Here is an 18,378-nt window from a genome sequence, read left to right as displayed (position 1 = left end):
ACGTAACCTGGGAGGAACGCGGTGGGCACCACGCTGTTCACGGACGGATGGTCCCTGCAACGCCTGCCTGGCGCCGCAGTGGTGCCGGTCCGGCTGCCCCACGACGCGATGCTGGCCGAGCCGCGCGGTGCGCGCGGTGGCACCGGCACCCACGGCGGTTACTTCCCGGGCGGCCGCTACCGGTACGCCAAGCGCTGGACCGCTCCGGACGACGCCGCCCGGCGACGCCTGAGCCTGGTGTTCGAGGGCGTCCACGGCCGTACCGTGGTGCAGGTCGACGGCGTCCCGATCGGGCGGTGCGCCAGCGGGTACCGCGAGTTCACCGTCCCGCTCCACGACGTCATCACCCCGGGCGGGGAACACCTCATCGAGGTCGATGCCGACAACCGCGAGGTGCCCAACAGCCGCTGGTACACCGGCGCCGGGATCTACCGCCCGGTCTGGCTCGAGAATCTTCCCGAGGTGCACCTGCCGCGCGACGGCGTCCGCGTGCACACCCACGCGACCGGCGAGCCCACCCTGGTGGAGGTAGGCGTCGACGTCGCGGGCCCGGCGCCTGACAGCCTGACCGTGGAGGTCCGGCTCGGCGACGCCGTCCGCGCGACGGCCCCCGTCACCGGCGGCACGGCGGAGCTGCGGCTCGCCGTCCCGGAGGCCAGGCTCTGGTCACACGACCATCCGCACCTGTACAACACGACGGTGTCACTGCTCGACGGCGACGTTGTGCTGCACCGGCGGACGCTGCGCGCCGGACTGCGCACCCTGCACGTCGACGCCGAACGTGGCCTGCTGGTCAACGGCGAGCACATCCTGCTGCGAGGCGCGTGCGTGCATCACGACAGCGGTGTTCTCGGCGCCGCCACCTTCCGCGCATCCGAGTTCCGCCGCGCCCGCATCCTCAAGGCCAACGGCTACAACGCGATCCGCAGCGCCCACAACCCGATCTCCCGCGACCTCCTCGATGCCTGCGACGAGATCGGCCTGTACGTGATGGACGAGCTGACCGACACCTGGTACCAGTCCAAGACCGCCCACGACGCCGCTCCCGACTTCGCCGCGACCTGGCGCGACGACGCCCGCGCCATGATCGGCAAGGACCACGCCCACCCCAGCGTGATCATGTACTCGATCGGCAACGAGATCACCGAGACCGCCACCGCCCAGGGCGCGCGGACCGCCCGGGAACTGCACGACTTCATCACCCGGCTGGACCCACACCGGCCCACCACCGTCGCGATCAACCTTCTGCTCAACATCATGGCCACCCGCGGTAAGTCGCCGTACCGGCTGGAGGAGGAGCCCGCCGAACAGCCCAAACCGTCGCGGATCACCAGCACGGCCGCGAACGTGCTGACCAACCGGCTCGGCGCCGTCATGCGGCTGATCTCCCAGCTGCCGGTCGCCGACCGGGTCAGCCGAGACGCCTTCGCCGCGGTCGACATCGCCGGGTACAACTACGCCTTCAGCCGCTACCTCGGCGACCGCCGGCGCCACCCCGGCCGGGTCATCCTCGGCACCGAGTCGATGCCCGGCGACCTCCCCCGGATCTGGCCGCTCGTCGAGCGCGTCCCCGGCGTACTCGGCGACTTCATGTGGACCGGCTGGGACTATCTCGGCGAGGCAGGCATCGGCACCTGGGCGTACGGCGACCAGCCCGGCGGACTCCACAAGCCCTACCCGGCCCTGATCGCCGGCCCCGGCGCCATCGACATCACCGGACTGCCCGGCGCCCCGGCACTGCTGGCTCGCGCGGTCTGGGGCGAACTCACCGCACCCGCGATCGCCGTCCGTCCACTGGACCGATCCGGCCAGCGCACCCTGCGCACCGCCTGGCGTGCCAGCGACGCCGTCCCCAGCTGGGCGTGGCGCGGATGCGAGGGCCGCACCGCCGAGATCGAGGTCTACTCAGCCGACGACGAGGTGGAGCTGCTGCTCAACGGCCGCAGTCTGGGCCGGCGGCGGCCCCGGCGGTTCCTCGCCCGGTTCCGGACGCCGTACCAGCCTGGTGAGCTCGTCGCGGTCGGCTACCGGGACGGGCACGAGTCCGGGCGGTCCCGGCTCACCTCGGCCGGACCGGCCCGGCTGCGCCTGGTCGCCGAATCCGAGGCGCTGACCGCCGACGGTCAGGACCTCGCCTTCGTCCACATCCAGCTCGCCGACGAGGACGGCACCGTGGAGATGCTCGCCGCCGACACCGTCACCATCACCGTCGCCGGCCCCGGCCACCTCACCGCGTTCGGCAGCGCCGCCCCGCAGACCGAGGAGACCTTCACCGGCGACACCCACACCACGTACCGCGGCCGCGCCCTCGCGGTCATCCGTGCCGACGACCAGCCCGGCACCATCACGATCACCGCGACAAGCCGCCGGCACGGCACCGCAACTGCCGAACTGCAAACGCGCACACCGTGACTCTGTAGGAGTTGAGCCGCCGATGCGCGTTGACCAACGGGCCCGTGCGCAGGACCGACGATTCGCCTGGCGCGACTGGAGGACCGCCGCGGGCCTATGGGGATGTTCGTGACGTGGCTCAAGCACGTGCCGCGGAGCACGCGACTTCGGGCGGTGCGGAGGTACTGGTCGGTCCCGGTGAGAAGCCGGTCCGTGGAGCGAGCCGCATCAACGAGTTCACCGCTGCCTGCATCACCCGCATCGCCGACCGGGCCGGTCCTTGGGCGGCGCGATCGCGATGGCGCAGACCGCCATCGGCCTGGCGGCCGTCGACCTTGGTCTTTCCCATGCGGTCGTGGGCTATCGGTCACGGTAGGCGGCGCCCCAGGTGGTGGACTCGTCGGCGGGGGAGCGGCGCTGGGGGATCACCCACGGGTTGTCGTCGCGCAGTGGCGGCGGGAGCAGCGCGGGTGGGCAGTTCTGGTAGGTCACCGGGCGCAGGAAGCGGTCGATTGCGGCGGTACCGACCGAGGTGGTGGTCGGGTTGGTGGTGGCCGGGAACGGGCCGCCGTGCTGCATCCCGGGCGTCACGGCGACGCCGGTCGGCCAGCCGTTGAAGAGCAGGCGGCCGGCCCGCTCGCTGAGCACGTCGATCAGCGCGCGCAGCCAGGGTGTGTCCTCGCCGTGGCCCACGTGGACGGCGGCGGTCAGCGAGCCCTCGATGAGCGACCCGAGCGCGGCGGCGAGGTCGGTGGTGGGGTCGTAGCGGACCACTACCGACATCGGACCGAAGGCCTCGTCCACCAGGGTGCTCCGTTGGGCGAGCAGGGTCTCCAGGTCGGTCTCGACCAGGGTCGGGGTCGGCGGGTCGAGTTCGCCGTCGATCAGAACTGTCACGCCCGGCGTGCCGACCACCTCGGCCCGCCGCTGGGCGTAGCCGTCGGCGATGCCGGGGTGGAGCAGGCGGTGGGCGCCGATGCCGGCGAACGCGCCGGCCAGGTCCACCTCCGTCGTGTGCGGGATGAAGAGCAGGCCGGGTTCGTTGCGGCATATCGTCCGGAGTGGGCACTTCGGCCTCGGCCGCCGCGCTACGCGCCGCCGAAATCAGCTGCCCGATGCTCACCCGTGGCGGCATCGACTCCGCGGCCGCGACCAGCAAGAAGAACCACGAACACGTCAGCGGGCCGGGACCTCCGGCCGCCCACGCTTCGCGGCGCGGCGGCGGTGACTTGCGGAGCCGAACGAAGTCGCGGTCGGACACGAGCACCCAACCTAGACGCCCCAGCACTTCACGGACCGCTTCCTCATTGCGCCGCACGGTGGCGATGGCGGTGTCGTCGCGGCCGGCGACAAGCCACGGCTGGACCATCAGCAACCGCAGCACCGCGGTGGTCTCCGCCGCCGTTTCCGGTTCGGTGGCCCGGCGCTGCCGCCACGCCTTGGCGCCCGCCGACGTCGTGCTGGTCATGCGGCGGCCTCCGATACCGGTTGCAGGAACATCACCGCACGAGCCGCCGGATCGCGCCGCGTCGGCCGCGGCGAGGTAGCCCACCGCCCGGGCAGGTGGAAGACCAGCACCCGCCCGGGCAGCAGCACCCGCCACGTCGGCGCCACCAGCACGCCGGCCCCCTCGCCGACGTGAAAAAGAGTGCAGGACAACCCGTCACGCACGCCGGTACGCCGATCGGTCGTGCCCGGCACCAAGCCGGCACGAACCGCGGTCATCAGCGCCGCGAGCGCAACCTGCGCCGCTCCCGGTGACAGCTGCCCACCAGGCTCGCCGGCGAGAATCTCCTCGATCGCCGCTGCATGCTGAGCTCTTCTGAGTTCACGCGCCGCCTGGACCGCCGCCCGCGCCGACGCGTCGTCACGCGCAGCCGGGGCTCGTCCCCGCGCGCCTGTCCGGCCAGTGGTACGCAGCAACTCGGGCAGGTCCACCGCCGGACCGCCCCGCCATTGCGGATTGCTCGACAGCTCGGTGTCGTCCGCCTCGCCGTACAGCTTGCGCCACCGGTGATCACCGGTGGCCGCCTGCAGGATCGCCGTACCGTAACGCGGGTCGAGGCAGGCCTGGCGAGCAACAACGCGCGAGCACGCCCGGTGGCGTAGCCGGCCGAGCTGTGCAGCCTGCGCAGGTTGGCGTGCATGCCGGGCAGCGCACGAACCAACCGCAGTGCGAACCTGCTCGAACGCCCGGTGTGCGGGTCACACCAGGCCGTCAGACCCACCCAGTCGCTGACCTGGCCGCCCTTGGAAGCGGTGAGCGCGCCGCGCTCGATGAGAGCGCGGGCCTGTGACTGAGCCACCGCGATCTCGGCCAGCGTCGTGAAGTGCGGCCGCAACAACCGATGCAGCACATCGTAGGCCTGCTGCGCGCCACGCTCCAGCTCGCCGGCGACGTGCGTGGCGTAGTCGCCAGCAGTCCTTTGAGCTCGTCAGTTGCTTCCTGGTCAAGGTCGAAACGGTCCGCCAAGCCGGCCAGACTGTCCTCCGCGCCCACCAGAGCGGTGTCCAGATCGTCGTGGCCGGTGAACAGCCGTCCGATCAGCTCAGCGATCTGCGGGTCGTCGCGCCGGGGCAATGCCGGAGCGAGCGCCAGTTGTTCCACCGATTCCACAATGCGCGCAAGGCTGGGCAGCGGGATCTCCCGCATCGTCGGAGTCGCCGCCAGAACCGAGGTGTAGAACCGATGCACCTGCCGCCCGGCGGGCGTGGCTGTCCACCGCCAGTTCCGCGCCAGGATGTCGGCGTGCCGGCGGATCCGCGACGGGTCGCTGCGCCCGGTGGCCGCCGTCCAGTCCTTCAGCTTGTCCAGCCGTTTCTGGACCACTAGGTCAGACATCGCTGGCCCGCCGGCCGACACCAGCACCGCGATCTCAGACGGTGTCAGGTCGGTCACGGACGACTCGAGTACCGCCATGATCCTGATGTAATCGTCCGAACCGGGCGCGATCAGGTACGCCATCGCGCGCCGTGAGTCGGTCACCTCGACGTGGAACGTCTGCCCATCGTCACCGTCATGACTAGGCGTGCGTCTCGTCCGGTCCACCACTGCGGCATGCCCTCCCCGGTGCCGTGGCGCGGCATCGCGGCGCACGCCTCCACAGCTTCGCAGAACAGCGTATCGACGCCCTACGACAATCCGTCACACCGTGATCACACGATCGGCCTACTCGACACGCGCGAGATAGTGATGAAATACTTCTATACGGCAAATGGTGCAATAAAAGAAACGCCTCGTAATTCGACTACATGGCTCGCTGGCGTCGAACGCTTGGTGAAGGCGCTGGTGGGCCATGGAACGCTGCACTGCGGGGATCGTGCGCAGCGGGCCAGCGCTGCAGGCGCAATCCCCGACAACCCGGGCAGAGGTACGGAGACGGCTGCCGGTGGCTGGAGCCACGGTATCGTGATTCTGGGAGCCGATCGTGTCCAGGAGGTGTGTATGACTGTCGAGATGGTCGCGCCGGCCTGGATGCATCAGCAGGTCACGGCCGAGCAGTACGCGGCGTGGACGGAAGAACAGTGTGCGGGCATCGAGATCGTGGATGGGATGGTCCTGGTGAGTCCGAGCGGGTCCAAGCGGCATAACCGCCTGGCCCGGCTTCTGGCAAACGCCTTGGACGTGGCGGCGGGGCCGGATTGGAACGCTGACACCGACTTCGACGTTCGGCTGCAGGACGTGCCGCTGAACAACCGCCGTCCCGATGTGACGGTGTACCGGGCAGCGACGATCGATGTCACTCCGACGCGTCCTGAGCATGTACTTCTGGTGGTCGAGGTGGTTTCACCCGGGTCGGAGACGACCGACCGGATCGTCAAGACTGATCAGTACGCGCGGGCCGGTATCCAGTTCTATTGGCGTGTCGAGCAGACCGCCACTGGTGCACCGCTCGTTTACACCTACGTTCTTGACCCGGCAACTGGCCGCTACCGCGACAGCGACGTCTTCACCGGCGTCGTGAAACTTGCGGTACCTTTCCCCGTCGAGATCGATCTTAGTCAAATCTGACCTACAACCCATCCATTGAAGCGGGGCTGGGAAACGCCGATTGGGGACGCCGAGAGGATTCGCCAGGCGGCGCTGGATCGACAAAGGCGCAGTTGAGGCTCGATGAGGGCAGTGTCGAAGCGGCGATACAGCTAGTCGCCTGCTCACGCCGTGAATCATTCTGGCGATCTTCGGCTACCCCCGCCTGTCTGTGCGTTCCGGTCGCTACCTGATCGAGTGATATCGACGCGTACGGGTTGCTTCTCTCCGGCCAGGTCGTTGGTCAAGGTGAAGGTTCCTCTCATCTGGGAGCCATGACGGGAGCGGAGGTGCGGACCAGTGTCCGATACCGAAGCGATTGTTCAAGATCCGGTGACAGGGCGGTTCGGGTTCCGGCTGGAGATGGGCCGTGACCACGAAGGGATTCGGGTGCAGGCCCGGCGGTCCAGCTTCACCACGGAGAAGGCGGCGAAAACCGAGTACAGCCGGTTGTGTCGGCAGCGGGACGCTCGGCGTCCGAAACCGCGGCTCAGGGACAGCGTGCAGAACATCTGTGATGGCTGGGTTCTGTCTCGGGAGCAGGAACTCGAGCCGAACACGGTGTACGGCTACCGGTGGCTGTTCGGTCTGATCTACCCATACGTGGGCGGTGTGCGAGCGTCTCGGCTCAGTGCCCGGATGGTCGAACGCGCCTACCGGGAGCTGGAAGGGTGCGGCTACTCCCGTACCACCCTGCGAACGCTGAATCTGGTGTTGGCGAAGGCGTTCGCGGAGCAGGTCGGCCGGACCTTGGGTGCGCGTAAGCCGCGCGAGAGCGACAACGAACGACCGGTGTGGTCGCTCGCAGAGGCCCGAAGCTTCGGAGACCACGTCGGCGATGATCGTCTGATCCGTTGTGGCGATTGCTGCTGGTGACTGGTCTACGGCGTGGCGAGCTGTGCGGTCTACGCTGCGGTGATCTGGAGCCGGTGCAGGGCACGTTGACGGTGCGGCGGCAGCTGGTGGTCGAGGATCCGGGGAGCCGGGTTCGGGTAAAGCCGCCGAAGTCGCACAACGGTGTCCGCACGCTGGTCCTCGACCCGGCGACACTCGACCTGCTCGGGCCGCTCGGAGCAGGGCCGGCGTCCCGGTATGTGTTCGCCGGCCGTTGGGGCCAGCCGGTCCGACCAGACAACCTCAGCGACCGGTTCAACCAGCTGGCCGAGGCTGCGAACGTCCGGCCGATCGGCCCGCATCAGATTCGGCATCTGATCGCGTCGACTCTGCTGGACGCCGGCTATGGCGTCCACGAGGTCGCCGAGCGTCTCGGTCATGATCCGGCCACGCTCATGCGCTACTACGCCAGGCTCAGCGCGGCCCGGCGTCTTCAGGCGACGGACCGGATCGCCGAACTGATGACAGCACCGGAAGTTCAGCCAAGGACGCTGCGGAACTGGGCAGGCTGCACCACAAGTCTTCTCCCTGAGGCGGGTACCTCTGCGGAGATGCGCACCGGCTGAGGCCCGGAACGTTTTTATCCGGTGGTACGCACCGCAGGCGCGGCACAGAAGGATTCCGAAACTCGCCCGCCTGCGGGGGCGGCGATGGTTCTGTCGCAAGCCCGGTTGAGCGTCGACGGATTTCGAGTAAAGGAGGTTCCTGAGAATTGTCAAAACGCGATCGATCCCTGATAAGGATTGACGGAAAGTACCTTTTCGAAAGAAGACCTTGTCGCGGGGAATCGGTTGCCGAGTCAAGGGTTCTCTCCCATATCGGGTTAGCACGCCGCTCGCTGGTCTAAATTAGTCTGCTCGAGCGCCGGTAAAACACTGCTAAGCGCTCGTGAGAACACCGCTGGGGGAAGTAGAGCGGCAAACCTGCTGGTAGGGGCGTTGCGATAGGTCCGTCGGGAGGTGGTTGGTAGCGACACCTTTACTCGGGCTGGTATGCTTTTCGGTGACCTGGTAAAACGTTTGTGAGCACGTCGCTGGGCCTTTCATGTCCTGGGGGTCAAGGGGTCGCAGGTTCAAATCCTGTCAGCCCGACTTTGTGAAAGGCCAGCTTAGCTGGCCTTTCACATTTCCTGCCGTGAATGCTTCCGGTTCTCCGTGACACGCATTTTTGCCCGAACGCGCGTACGGTTTGCCGAGTCGTTGTTTATCGCGTTCATCTTGCCGGTAAGTGGGGGAGTGCGGCGTCGGTCTTCCGGTGCGCGTAGCGTCTCGTGAAGATGGCGTTGACCAGGTGTTCCTCTCTGCAATCTGCCTGATCGCTGGTGTGCGAACGTGACCTTCATGTGGCTCGTCGGCGAGGAAGAGATCGAGACGTCGCCGATGGACCGCGTACCACCACCCAAGACCGAAGAAGGACTTCTCCGCGCCGGGCATGGCGCCGGAGCTCGGCCGTCGGGTCAGGAGATCCGCAGGTAGTCCAGGTTGAAGTTGCCGGTCTCGCAGAAGATTTTGACCAGTTGGTCGCCGACGACCAGGTCGACCGGCGTGTGTATCGACTGGTAGGTGGTCCAGCCGCCGGTGGCCGGTACTGAAACGATGGCCAACGTTTTATCCGCTGTGTCTCGCAGTGACACCGCGTCCGGTGCGGTCGAGCCGGATCCGTTGGCGACGCGGAGTTCGAGGTCGTAGCGGCCGGCCGCCGGGACGTCGACGCGGTAGGTCAGCCAGCGGCCGGCCGCGGTGTACCCGACGTCGTGGCCGCCGCTCGCGGCCGGGACGTTCTCCACGAACTGCGTGCTGCCCTCGGTCCAACCGCTCTGTCCGGCGTACGACTCGGCCTCGATCAGTTCGCCCAGTGCCGCGGCATGGGGTCGGACGGTCAGGTGTACCGGAACCGACGTGCTTGCGGTGTTGTCGGTGACGGTCACGGTGAAGTTCCGGATGCCGGAGGTGGTTGCGCTGATCGTGAGCCGGCCGGTGTCCGGGTCGACGGTGACGCCGTCCGGGGCATCGGAGGTGTAGTAGGTCAGGCGGTCCCGGTCGGCGTCGGCGCCGTGCAGTTCGACCTGAAGCGGGCTGAACTGGTCGGCGGTGAGGTCCGGTACGGCGGCCAGGGTCGGTGCGTGGTTGTGCGGGTCGGGCGAGACGTCGGCGTGCCAGCGGAAGGTGGCGACTGCGCCGGCCGGCACCATCTCTGTGAATGAGCGGCCGTCGAGCACAACCCGGACCCGGGTGGCCGCCGCGTTGCTGTTGCGGACCACGGTCACCCAGTTGTCGTGCTGGTCCCGGAACGCGATGTTGCTGACGCCACCGTTGGGCCCGGACGACTCGATGCGTACGTCGCCCTGGTCGAGGTACCGGGAGATCTGACCGATCTGGTACAGCTCGTCGCGTACGGAAAAGGTCCTGGTCTCGGTGTTGACCTTCACCATGCGGTCCGGCCACTTCGTGGTGCGGCCGACCTCGTCCCAGTCGATGTTGTTGTCCCGCGAGTGCGTCCAGTGCAGTGTGCCGCCGTCCTGGTCGGTGACCTGCGCCCAGAGGATGTACGAGCCGGCGTTCAACCGGAAGAAGTTCAGCATCGTGTCCGGCTGCAGGTCGCTGGTCTCGGTCATGTGCACCGGAAGGTGGTATTCCGCCGCCGCGTCGCGCATCACCACCGGATTTCCCGAGTACGGGTGGAACGCGATTGCGTCCGACGCCGCCCGCGCGCCCGGGTCGTCGAAGATCCGGTACAGATTCTTGGCGTTGGGGTTCGGGTCCTTCCAGTTGGCGAAGTTGTAGTCGAACACCCACAGTTGGGTCGGTAGGTGGGCCGCCTTGAATTCGCGCTTGATCGCCTTGGCGAGGATCTGTTGCTGCTGCCAGGTGATGTCCATGCCCGGGTAGATCACGTCGATGGTCGGCTCGTTGAGCATGGTGATGGCGTCGATGTGGATGCCCTGCCGCGCGTACGCCTGGAGGTACTTGACGTAGTACCGCGCGAACACGTCGATGTACTCGTCGCGCAGCTTGCCGAGTTGGTGGCCTTTGCCGTCCGACTCACCGCGGAACAGGTTGTTGGTCTTCATCCAGGCCGGTGCGCTCCACGCCGAGGCGAAGAACGTGGCCCGGGGGTTGTACTTCAGGATCAGCCGCGCGGTGTCCACGATGTGCTGGTCGATGTCGCGCTGGATGGAGAAGTACGTCAGCTCGGGGTCGGCGGTGACTCCGGCCGGAAGGTTGTCGTCGTACGAGGCGAACGGCAGGTGCTCGATCACGTCCGGGCTGCCGATGGTCAGCCGGAACCGGTCCAGTCCGGCACCGGTCCTCGGGTCGGCCAACAGCTTGATCGCCTTCTCCCGGTTCTGCGGCGTCAGCTTCCACAGGTTGGATACCGCGGTCTCGTCCAGCGACATACCGAGTCCGGTGTATCGCTGGCGGACCTGGCTCGGGTCGATGACGACCGTGGCGTCCGCCGCGGGCCGGCCGCGTTGCAGGTGCACGGTGGGCAACGGTTTCCAGGCCGCGTTGCTCCCGGTGCTGTAGGTGCCGGTCACCGCCGGACCACGCGTGACATGGCCGGATGACGGCGCCGCTGTGATCAGCACGGCACCGACTGCCACTCTGGCGACGAACGCAGCCGTGACGGAAGGAAGCATCCCTGACTCCTAGTTCTACACATGGGTGACATCCACATATGTGAATAAGTATCAACAGGGGAGACGCTACCGGACGTCATAGAAAGATCGACAGACATCTCAGTTCCGGAACCGCGGCGGCGATCTCGGCCGTCGCTGAGATCGAGGAGTCGGCCGGCGGGACCGCGGCTGACAGGCGCACTACCCGGACTGATCCACGAGCCTGAAGATCGGCTCCCCGTCAAGGTGGCGAACGCCGACTCATCCATAGTCTTAAATTTTTCTAAAGATTGTTACCCATGTGAGCGGGGACCGGTATCCGTTAATAAGACTTACTAACTATTGACGGAAAGGGCCCCCGCCCATGTCCACGCCCCGTACGCGCTTCGCCGTGGCAGCCGCCGCGGCTCTCGTCCTAGCCGCCCCGCTCGCCATCAAGACCGCCGATGCCGCCACGACGCAGACCACTGCCGGCCCGGACTCAGTCGCCGCGCCGGCCGCAGCCTCGTTCACGCCCGCCGAGATCCTGGCCGGCGTCCAGGCGAACATGACGACCGCGAAGAAGGTCAACTCCAAGCCGCACATCAACACCATGACCCGGGCCCAGAACGTGAACGTGTACCAGGTCGCGACGGGCGTCTACGCCTACTCCTCGGGCATGGCCATCGACACGGACGGCAGCGACTCCGACCCTGATCCCGATCACCAAGGCGAGACGACCTGGTCGGACAGCAACGGCCAGGCCCTCGGCGCGCACCGGGTGCCGTTCTACGTGCTGGGCGATGACTGCTGGGATCGTACGTCCCCCTGCCCGCATTTCTTCTTCAAGGAGCGCGGCATGACGGGGCGGCAGTTCGCGCTGATGTTCTACAACGGCAAGGTCATCGGCTCGATCTTCGGCGACACGCAGACCGCGAACAGCCAGACCACCTCGGACAACGACTCCCGCGAACTGGGCGAGGCGTCGGTCAAGGCGGCCCAGCTGCTCGGCATCCCCAGCAGCGGCACCACCGGTGGTGTCGACAACGGTGTGACCGTGGTGATGTTCTCCGGCTCGTCCTGGGTCGTGAACGGCAGCAACGCCAACCTCAACACCAACACCCAGGCCCTGGTCCAGAAGGCCCTGGACAGCCTCGGCACCAGCATGGGCACGCCCACCACACCCCCGACCACACCGCCGGGTGGCACGGTGGTCGAGGCGGAGACCGGCACCCTGTCCGCCGGTGGCACGTTCGACTCCAACCACCTCGGCTTCACCGGCACCGGCTTCGCCAACCCGGCCAATGCGGTCGGCGGGTACATCGACATCCCGGTCACCGCGACCGCCGCCGGCACCAAGACCCTGACCTTCCGGTACGCCGACGGGACAACCGTGGCGCGGCCGGCGACCATCTCGGTCAACGGCACCTCGCGCGGCACTCTGAACTTCCCGACCACCGCCAACTGGGACACCTGGTCCACCGCATCCATCTCGGTCCCGTTGACCGCGGGCACCAACACCATCCGGGTCACCGGCACCACCGCAGTCGGCGCCGCCAACATCGACTCAGTGACCATCTCCTAGTATCGCGTGCCTGACTGGTTCTTTTTAAAGGGCTGCTGGTCCGGCTTGCCGGCGTTCCTGGCGGCGGGCCGGACCGCCGCGGTTGAGGCGGCCCAGCATCTGGTTGATGGCAACCCAGCGGATCAATTCCTCGGACACCGCCGGATTGCGTTCGTAGTGCGCCAAGCGGTACGGGTCGTGTATTCGCCGCGCCACACCTCCGGTGGCACGAGTTGGGACACGACGCGGACGGGCGGCCGGGGTGTGGCCGCCCTATCGACATGGGTTTATGACTGCCTCCCATAGCGTTACCGGCCGGGTAACAGTGCTGGCCACGCAGCGAAATCCGGAGGGACCATGTCCCTGGCTCGTCGCCTTGCAGCGACCATGCTCGGTGCGCCGAGCACCCGACCACCGCCCTGCACGTGCGGTCCGCGCGCCCTCACGACCAGCAGCCGATCACGGAACTGATCCACGCCCGATCCGGCTGGCTCGTCAAACGGGCTTGCCCGACTCGCACGCATCCGTCGACGAGCTCGCCGCCCAGGCCGCCGACCCGGATATCCCGAAGCGTGCCTATATCGGACCCGGCATCCAGGGCCACGACCACCAGCCCGGCCATGCAGAGGTCCTCGACCGGCTGCACGCGATCCTGACGCGGGCGCTGCCCGCCGACGCATCGAAGCTCATCATGGCCGATGCCGGAGCGGCCCGCCCGTCCCCGGAAGTCCCATTCGTAGACCCGCAGTTCGAACGACCATCCGGGGTGTAGACGTCAGAGGCAAGGGTGGTGTCCAGTAGAGCGCGAGGACGGCAGCACTCACGGGAAGCCCCACCGGGCCGGTTCTGCGTCTTGCCAATGGACGCGATGATTCCTCGATGAGCTTGTCGCAGGCTCTGATGCTGGCTGCCTTCTGGGCCAGTCGGGCTCGTTTCTGCAGTTCGGTCAGGTCGGCTCGGAGGCGGTCGAGGCGTCGCGGCAACTGCTGGACCTTCGGCAGTTCGCGAACCAGGATGCCGAGAGCGTTGATGCCTTCGGCCGTGCGGGGAAGGCGAGTGATGACCGGGTCATTCCAGAGCAGGTCGGCCGATCGGACGCCGGCCTCGGCGACAGCGGCACGCACCGGATCAACGGCCCGTTTCGCTCCGCCGGTGGCTTGGCTCGCCTGCCCGGTCACGCCCACGGCGCCGGACAGCAGCACGCTGGCGCTGACGGCGAACATCCTCGCCCGCCGGCCAAGAGATCGAAAACGATGCGCGGTGCCTCCAGGTTCAGTTGGGTGAATAGCGCCGCAAAGAATGCGAACCCGGCACGAAGAAAAACCGGCCGAAAAATGCGTGCGGGCGTCACGCCAATTCCGTCAGACACCAGGTTGCCAGTTCCTATTTGCCTACTCTCGCCGATTGACGTCCCGATTTGGCCGCGAATCGGTTCGACCCTACGAAGCGCAACGTGACTGAAACATAGGTCATACGTGTGATGCATGTCAAGTGACGGTCATCGATCAGTCCAGGCTCCGAGCTGGTCGGCGTCCCCGCTCGCGACCCTGCCGCTGGCGTCGAGGTAACGGATCAACAGATCCGCCTGGGAGCAGGACCCGCAAGCATGTCGAATCGGTTCGACGCCGGATGCTCACCAGCCCCTGTCCCGGCACATCTCCGATTGATCGCCGGTAAACCAAAATTGATCGACTCTATTGAATACTTGGAAATCTCCTGGCAATATGACATCAGCTGACTGGGAGCGCTCCCAGCAGGACGGGAAATATCCGCTCTACCGGTGAGCCGAGCGCATCCCGCGGTGCCCGGCCGTCCCGTCCGAACGCGCGAAAGCGGGTCCGTCCTGCTCGCTAGGAGGTCCTCATGAAACGTCGGTGGGTGGTGGCAGCTGCCACCGCGTCTGCTCTGTCCGCCGCCGGTGTCGTCACCGCAACTGCCGCGCACGCCGCGGTGGGGTGCGAGGTGACGTACGCGATCAGTTCGCAGTGGCCGGACGGCTTCGGCGCCTCAGTGGCCGTGCACGACCTCGGTGATGCGATCAATGGCTGGCAGGTGTCCTGGTCGTTCGGCGCCGGGCAGACCGTGACCCAGCTGTGGAACGGTTCCTACTCGCAGCTGGGCTCGGCCGTGACGGTCACCAGTGCGGCCTACAACGGCAGCATCCCGGCCGGTGGGACGGTCTCGTTCGGGTTCAACGGCGCGTGGAACAACATCGCCAACCCGGTCCCCGGCGGCTTCACCCTCAACGGCATTCCCTGCAGCGGCCAGGTGACCGGCTCGCCGAGCGTCACCCCGACCGACCAGAGCCCGTCGCCGACCGGTAGCGGTCCGACGACACCGCCGCCGGCGCAGCAGGCCTGTGACATCTACGCCGCCGGTGGTACGCCGTGCATCGGCGCGCACAGCACGACCCGAGCACTGTTCGCGTCCTACAACGGGCCGCTTTACCAGGTGCAGCGGGCGTCCGACAGGGCGTACACCAATGTGGGTCTGCTGTCGGCCGACGGCGTCGCCAACGCGGCAACGCAGGACTCGTTCTGCGCGAACACGTCGTGCACCATCACGAAGATCTATGACCAGAGCACCAATCACAACGATCTGCCGATCTCGTGGGGCGGCTACTGGAAGGGACCCGGCCCCAACGGCGCGGACGTGGGTGCGGACGCGAAGGCGCTGCCGGTCACCGTCGGCGGCCACAAGGTGTACGGCGTGAAGGTCACCCAGGGAGTCGGCTATCGGGTCGACCACGCTAAGAACGCCCCGACCGGCTCGCAGCCCGAGGGCATCTACATGATCACGTCGTCGAACTACGTAAACCAGTGGTGCTGTTTCGACTACGGCAGCGGCGAGAACACGCACACCGACACCGGCAACGCGACGATGAACGCGATCGAGTGGGGCACGGCGTGCTGGTTCAAGAACTGCGTGGGCAGCGGTCCGTGGGTCGAAGCCGACCTGGAGAACGGCATGTACCACACCGCCAGCGGCTCCAACAAGGACCCGAACAACTCCGGCGTGCATTTCCCCTTCGTCTCGGCGTGGGAGAAGAACAACGGCACCAGCAACTTCACCCTCAAGTACGGCAATGCGGCCAGTGGCGGATTGACCACGCCGTACTCCGGCGCCTTGCCCAAGGGATATTCGCCGATGAAGACCGACAGTTCGCTACTGCTGGGCACCGGTGGCGACAACAGCGTCAGTGGTCAGGGTGAGTTCTTCGAGGGCGCCATCACCGCCGGCTTCCCCAGCGACGCGACCGAGAACGCCGTCCAGGCCAGCATCGTCACCGCCGCCTACCACTGACGTTCCGCCCTGTCCTCTCGGAAAGAAGTCCTTCATGATCCGTAAGACTGTGGCCACGAGGGCGGCGCTCACCGCGATCGCCGCCCTCGGGCTCGTCGCGGCCGCCCCGGCAAGGTCGCACGCGGCGACGATGAGCACGCTGTTCGTCTCCCCCACCGGCAGCGGCACGGACTGCTCCTCGGCGGCACCCTGCTCGCTGCCGCAGGCACAGACCGCGGTACGCGCGCTGACCGGCACGATGACCGGGGACGTCGTCGTGCGGCTGGCCGGCGGCGTCTACCGCCTGGCCGCGCCGATGTCGCTGGGTGCCGCCGACTCCGGCACCAACGGCTATCGCGTGATCTGGCAGGCCGTGCCCGGCGCCGCCCCGGTGCTGTCCGGCGGCCGGCAGGTCACCGGGTGGAGCGTGCACGACGCGGCTAACAACATCTACGCCGCTGCGGTGCCGACCGGCGCCGACTCCCGCCAGCTCTACGTCGACGGCGCGCTCGCGCCGCGCGCCGCGATCGGGATCAACCGCAGCGACGTGCGGTTCACCACGACCGGGATGACGATCGTCAACTCGGCGCTGAACTACCTGGCCGGCCTGCCCGCCCAGAACCGGATCGAGCTGGAGAGCCAGAACTCGTTCACCGACCGCTTCTCCCCGGTCCAGTCCATCTCCGGCAGCACGATAACGATGCAGCAGCCGGCGTGGAACAACAACAACTGGGGGTACGACACCCTCGCCAGCCCGTTCGCCGGCGGCGGCCTGCAACTGCAGAACTCGTACTCGTTCCTGAAGAAGTCCGGTCAGTGGTACCTCGATCCGCAAGCCGGGCAGTTGTACTACAAGGCACCCGCCGGGTGGAACCCGGACAGTCACGACGTCGAACTCCCTCGGCTGACCTCGCTGCTGCAGGTCTCCGGTGGCTACAGCGCTCCCGCGCACGACCTCACGTTCGCGGGCATCACGTTCGCGCACACCACGTGGCTGACCCCGAGCAGCAGCATCGGGTACGCCGACCAGCAGTCCGGCACGTTCCTCGCCCAGGCGTACCAGCAGCCGTCGAACTTCCTCACCTCCTGCCAGTCGGGCTGTCAGCAGTTCGAGGCGACCCGCAACAGTTGGCGCCAGGCGCCGGCCGCGGTGCAGGTCTCCGCCGCCATCGGCATCACGTTCAGCGGCGACACGTTCGCCCATCTCGGGCAGGTCGCGCTCGGCATCGGCAACGACGACAACGCGACCGGCTCCGGCACCGGGCTCGGCGCGTCCGGGATCACCGTCACCGGCAGCACCTTCACCGATGTCTCCGGCGCGGGAGTCGTGGCCGGCGGGGTGCAGCCCAACGCCCACCACCCGAGCAACCCCGCGATGACGAACCAGAACATCACGATCAGCAACAACGTCGTCTCGGACGTGGCCAAGGACTACAAGGACATGGCCGGGATCCTGTCCACGTACGTCACGCATGCCGTCATCGAGCACAACGAGGTATCCGGCCTGCCCTACGACGGCATCGACGTGGGCTGGGGCTGGGGCATGAACGACCCGGGTGGCAGCCAGGACTACGCCAACCGGGGAACGTACAACTACCAGCCGATCTACAGCACGCCCACGACGCTGAAGAACACCGTTGTCAGCGGCAACAAGATCCACGGCACCAAGAAGTTGTTCCACGACGGGGGCAGCCTCTACAACCTGTCCGCGAACCCGGGCGCGACGTTCACCGGCAACTACATCTACGACAACCAGCGCACCGTCGGGTTGTACCTGGACGAGGGCTCCCGCTACGTCACCCTCACCAACAACGTCGTGCAGGACTCCGGGGTCTGGGCCTTCACCAACGCCAACGGCAACAACCACACCGACGACAACGCGTTCCGGAACAACTGGTACAACGGCGGCGTCACCAACGTGGCCACCGGCTCGCCGCACAACAACACGCTGACCGGCAACGTGCAGGTCTCCGGCTCGAACTGGCCGGCCGCCGCGCAGCAGGTGGTCAGCCAGAGCGGCGTGTCGCGCGGCACCGTGTCGGTCACCGACCCGGGCAGCCAGTCCAGCACCGTCGGCACCGCGATCACCGGTCTGCAGATCTCGGCGACCGGGCAGGCTCCGACGTACGCGGCCACCGGGTTGCCTGCCGGCCTGTCGATCAACACGTCGTCGGGCCTGATCACCGGGACGCCGACGACGGCCGGCACCTTCGCCGTGACCGTATCGGCGACCGATTCCACCGGCGCCTCCGGCTCGGCCTCGTTCACCTGGACGGTCAGCACCACCGGCGGCAACGGCGGGACGTGCCAAGTCACGTACGCGAAGAACGAATGGTCCGGCGGATTAACCGCGAACGTGACCGTCACCAACACCGGCACCACCGCGATCAGCGGCTGGCGGCTGGCTTGGTCCTTCCCGGGCGACCAGAAGGTCACCAACGCCTGGAACGCCACGGTGACCCAGTCCGGCGCGGCGGTGACCGCCACCAACGTCACCTACAACGCCGCCATCGCACCCGGCGGCACCGTGCAGTTCGGGTTCCAGGGCACCTGGGCCGGCAGCGACACCAACCCCACCACCTTCACCCTCAACGGCACCACCTGCAGCTAGGAGCTTTT

Annotated in this window: 10 protein-coding genes, 1 tRNA gene and 4 pseudogenes; 9 read left to right on the top strand and 6 right to left on the bottom strand. The window is 67.4% G+C overall.

All coding sequences use genetic code 11. From position 1 onward, the window contains the following. The first annotated feature begins 21 nt into the window (after positions 1-21). Positions 22-2,412, top strand: coding sequence for a glycoside hydrolase family 2 TIM barrel-domain containing protein (locus Ato02nite_RS09325; RefSeq protein ID WP_213006009.1), 2,391 nt, complete (start codon positions 22-24; stop codon positions 2,410-2,412). Between the two features lie 339 nt (positions 2,413-2,751). On the opposite strand, the gene Ato02nite_RS51465 is transcribed toward Ato02nite_RS09325, so the two are convergent. From Ato02nite_RS51465 to Ato02nite_RS09310, 5 genes and pseudogenes are all read right to left on the bottom strand, one after another. Beyond that, entirely contained in the window at positions 2,752-3,396 is a 645-nt protein-coding gene (locus Ato02nite_RS51465; RefSeq protein ID WP_246606397.1) for an aldehyde dehydrogenase family protein, read from the bottom strand. A gap of 91 nt (positions 3,397-3,487) precedes the next feature. Beyond that, positions 3,488-3,760: pseudogene (locus Ato02nite_RS52950) on the bottom strand (DUF2398 family protein); the annotation flags it as partial. A 95-nt stretch (positions 3,761-3,855) separates the two neighbouring features. Then, positions 3,856-4,446: pseudogene (locus Ato02nite_RS09315) on the bottom strand (DUF2397 family protein); the annotation flags it as partial. Positions 4,447-4,520: 74 nt separating this feature from the next. Continuing rightward, positions 4,521-4,748 (bottom strand): annotated as a pseudogene (locus tag Ato02nite_RS53215) (hypothetical protein); the annotation flags it as partial. 71 nt (positions 4,749-4,819) lie between these two features. After that, positions 4,820-5,356: pseudogene (locus Ato02nite_RS09310) on the bottom strand (DUF2397 family protein); the annotation flags it as partial. A 93-nt stretch (positions 5,357-5,449) separates the two neighbouring features. Here Ato02nite_RS09310 and Ato02nite_RS51460 point away from each other — a divergent pair. The 4 genes from Ato02nite_RS51460 (at position 5,450) to Ato02nite_RS09295 (ending at position 8,406) form a co-directional block, all read left to right on the top strand. Continuing rightward, positions 5,450-6,403, top strand: coding sequence for a Uma2 family endonuclease (locus tag Ato02nite_RS51460; protein ID WP_246606396.1), 954 nt, complete (start codon positions 5,450-5,452; stop codon positions 6,401-6,403). Positions 6,404-6,721: 318 nt separating this feature from the next. Further along, positions 6,722-7,297: a hypothetical protein gene (locus Ato02nite_RS51455; RefSeq protein ID WP_246606395.1), complete on the top strand. Its 576-nt coding sequence runs from the start codon at positions 6,722-6,724 to the stop codon at positions 7,295-7,297. Further along, positions 7,294-7,881 (top strand): site-specific integrase, encoded by a 588-nt coding sequence (locus Ato02nite_RS51450; RefSeq protein ID WP_246606399.1) that lies wholly within the window; start codon positions 7,294-7,296, stop codon positions 7,879-7,881. The genes Ato02nite_RS51455 and Ato02nite_RS51450 overlap by 4 nt, the downstream gene beginning before the upstream one ends. A gap of 417 nt (positions 7,882-8,298) precedes the next feature. After that, a tRNA-OTHER gene (locus Ato02nite_RS09295) sits at positions 8,299-8,406 on the top strand. Positions 8,407-8,771: 365 nt separating this feature from the next. Here Ato02nite_RS09295 and Ato02nite_RS09290 read toward each other — a convergent pair. Beyond that, positions 8,772-10,853 (bottom strand): carbohydrate-binding protein, encoded by a 2,082-nt coding sequence (locus tag Ato02nite_RS09290; RefSeq protein WP_246606394.1) that lies wholly within the window; start codon positions 10,851-10,853, stop codon positions 8,772-8,774. Positions 10,854-11,298: 445 nt separating this feature from the next. On the opposite strand from Ato02nite_RS09290, the gene Ato02nite_RS09285 reads away from it, so the two are divergent. From Ato02nite_RS09285 to Ato02nite_RS52475, 4 genes are all read left to right on the top strand, one after another. Beyond that, the gene (locus tag Ato02nite_RS09285; RefSeq protein WP_213006006.1) at positions 11,299-12,498 is read left to right on the top strand and encodes a glycoside hydrolase family 75 protein; all 1,200 of its coding nucleotides are present in this window, start codon (positions 11,299-11,301) and stop codon (positions 12,496-12,498) included. A gap of 484 nt (positions 12,499-12,982) precedes the next feature. Next, a complete protein-coding gene (locus tag Ato02nite_RS09280) occupies positions 12,983-13,249 on the top strand; it encodes a hypothetical protein (protein WP_213006005.1) in 267 nt (88 codons plus the stop codon). Positions 13,250-14,340: 1,091 nt separating this feature from the next. After that, a complete protein-coding gene (locus Ato02nite_RS09275; protein ID WP_213006004.1) occupies positions 14,341-15,780 on the top strand; it encodes an arabinofuranosidase catalytic domain-containing protein in 1,440 nt (479 codons plus the stop codon). A gap of 34 nt (positions 15,781-15,814) precedes the next feature. Next, positions 15,815-18,370, top strand: coding sequence for a cellulose binding domain-containing protein (locus tag Ato02nite_RS52475; protein WP_213006003.1), 2,556 nt, complete (start codon positions 15,815-15,817; stop codon positions 18,368-18,370). The last annotated feature ends 8 nt before the right edge of the window (positions 18,371-18,378 follow it).

The sequence above is a fragment of the Paractinoplanes toevensis genome (genome assembly GCF_018332695.1).
In the GTDB taxonomy this organism is placed as follows: Bacteria; Actinomycetota; Actinomycetes; order Mycobacteriales; family Micromonosporaceae; genus Actinoplanes; species Actinoplanes toevensis.
The sequence above is the reverse complement of the archived record's forward strand: the minus strand, read 5'-3'. Positions and strand labels throughout refer to the sequence as shown.

Excerpts from the sequence above, each read along its gene's own strand:
- Ato02nite_RS52475 (WP_213006003.1), top strand. The coding sequence starts at position 15,815 with ATGATCCGTAAGACTGTGGCCACGAGGGCGGCGCTCACCGCGATCGCC.
- Ato02nite_RS51460 (WP_246606396.1), top strand. The coding sequence starts at position 5,450 with ATGCCCTCCCCGGTGCCGTGGCGCGGCATCGCGGCGCACGCCTCCACA.
- Ato02nite_RS09285 (WP_213006006.1), top strand. The coding sequence starts at position 11,299 with ATGTCCACGCCCCGTACGCGCTTCGCCGTGGCAGCCGCCGCGGCTCTC.
- Ato02nite_RS09275 (WP_213006004.1), top strand. The coding sequence starts at position 14,341 with ATGAAACGTCGGTGGGTGGTGGCAGCTGCCACCGCGTCTGCTCTGTCC.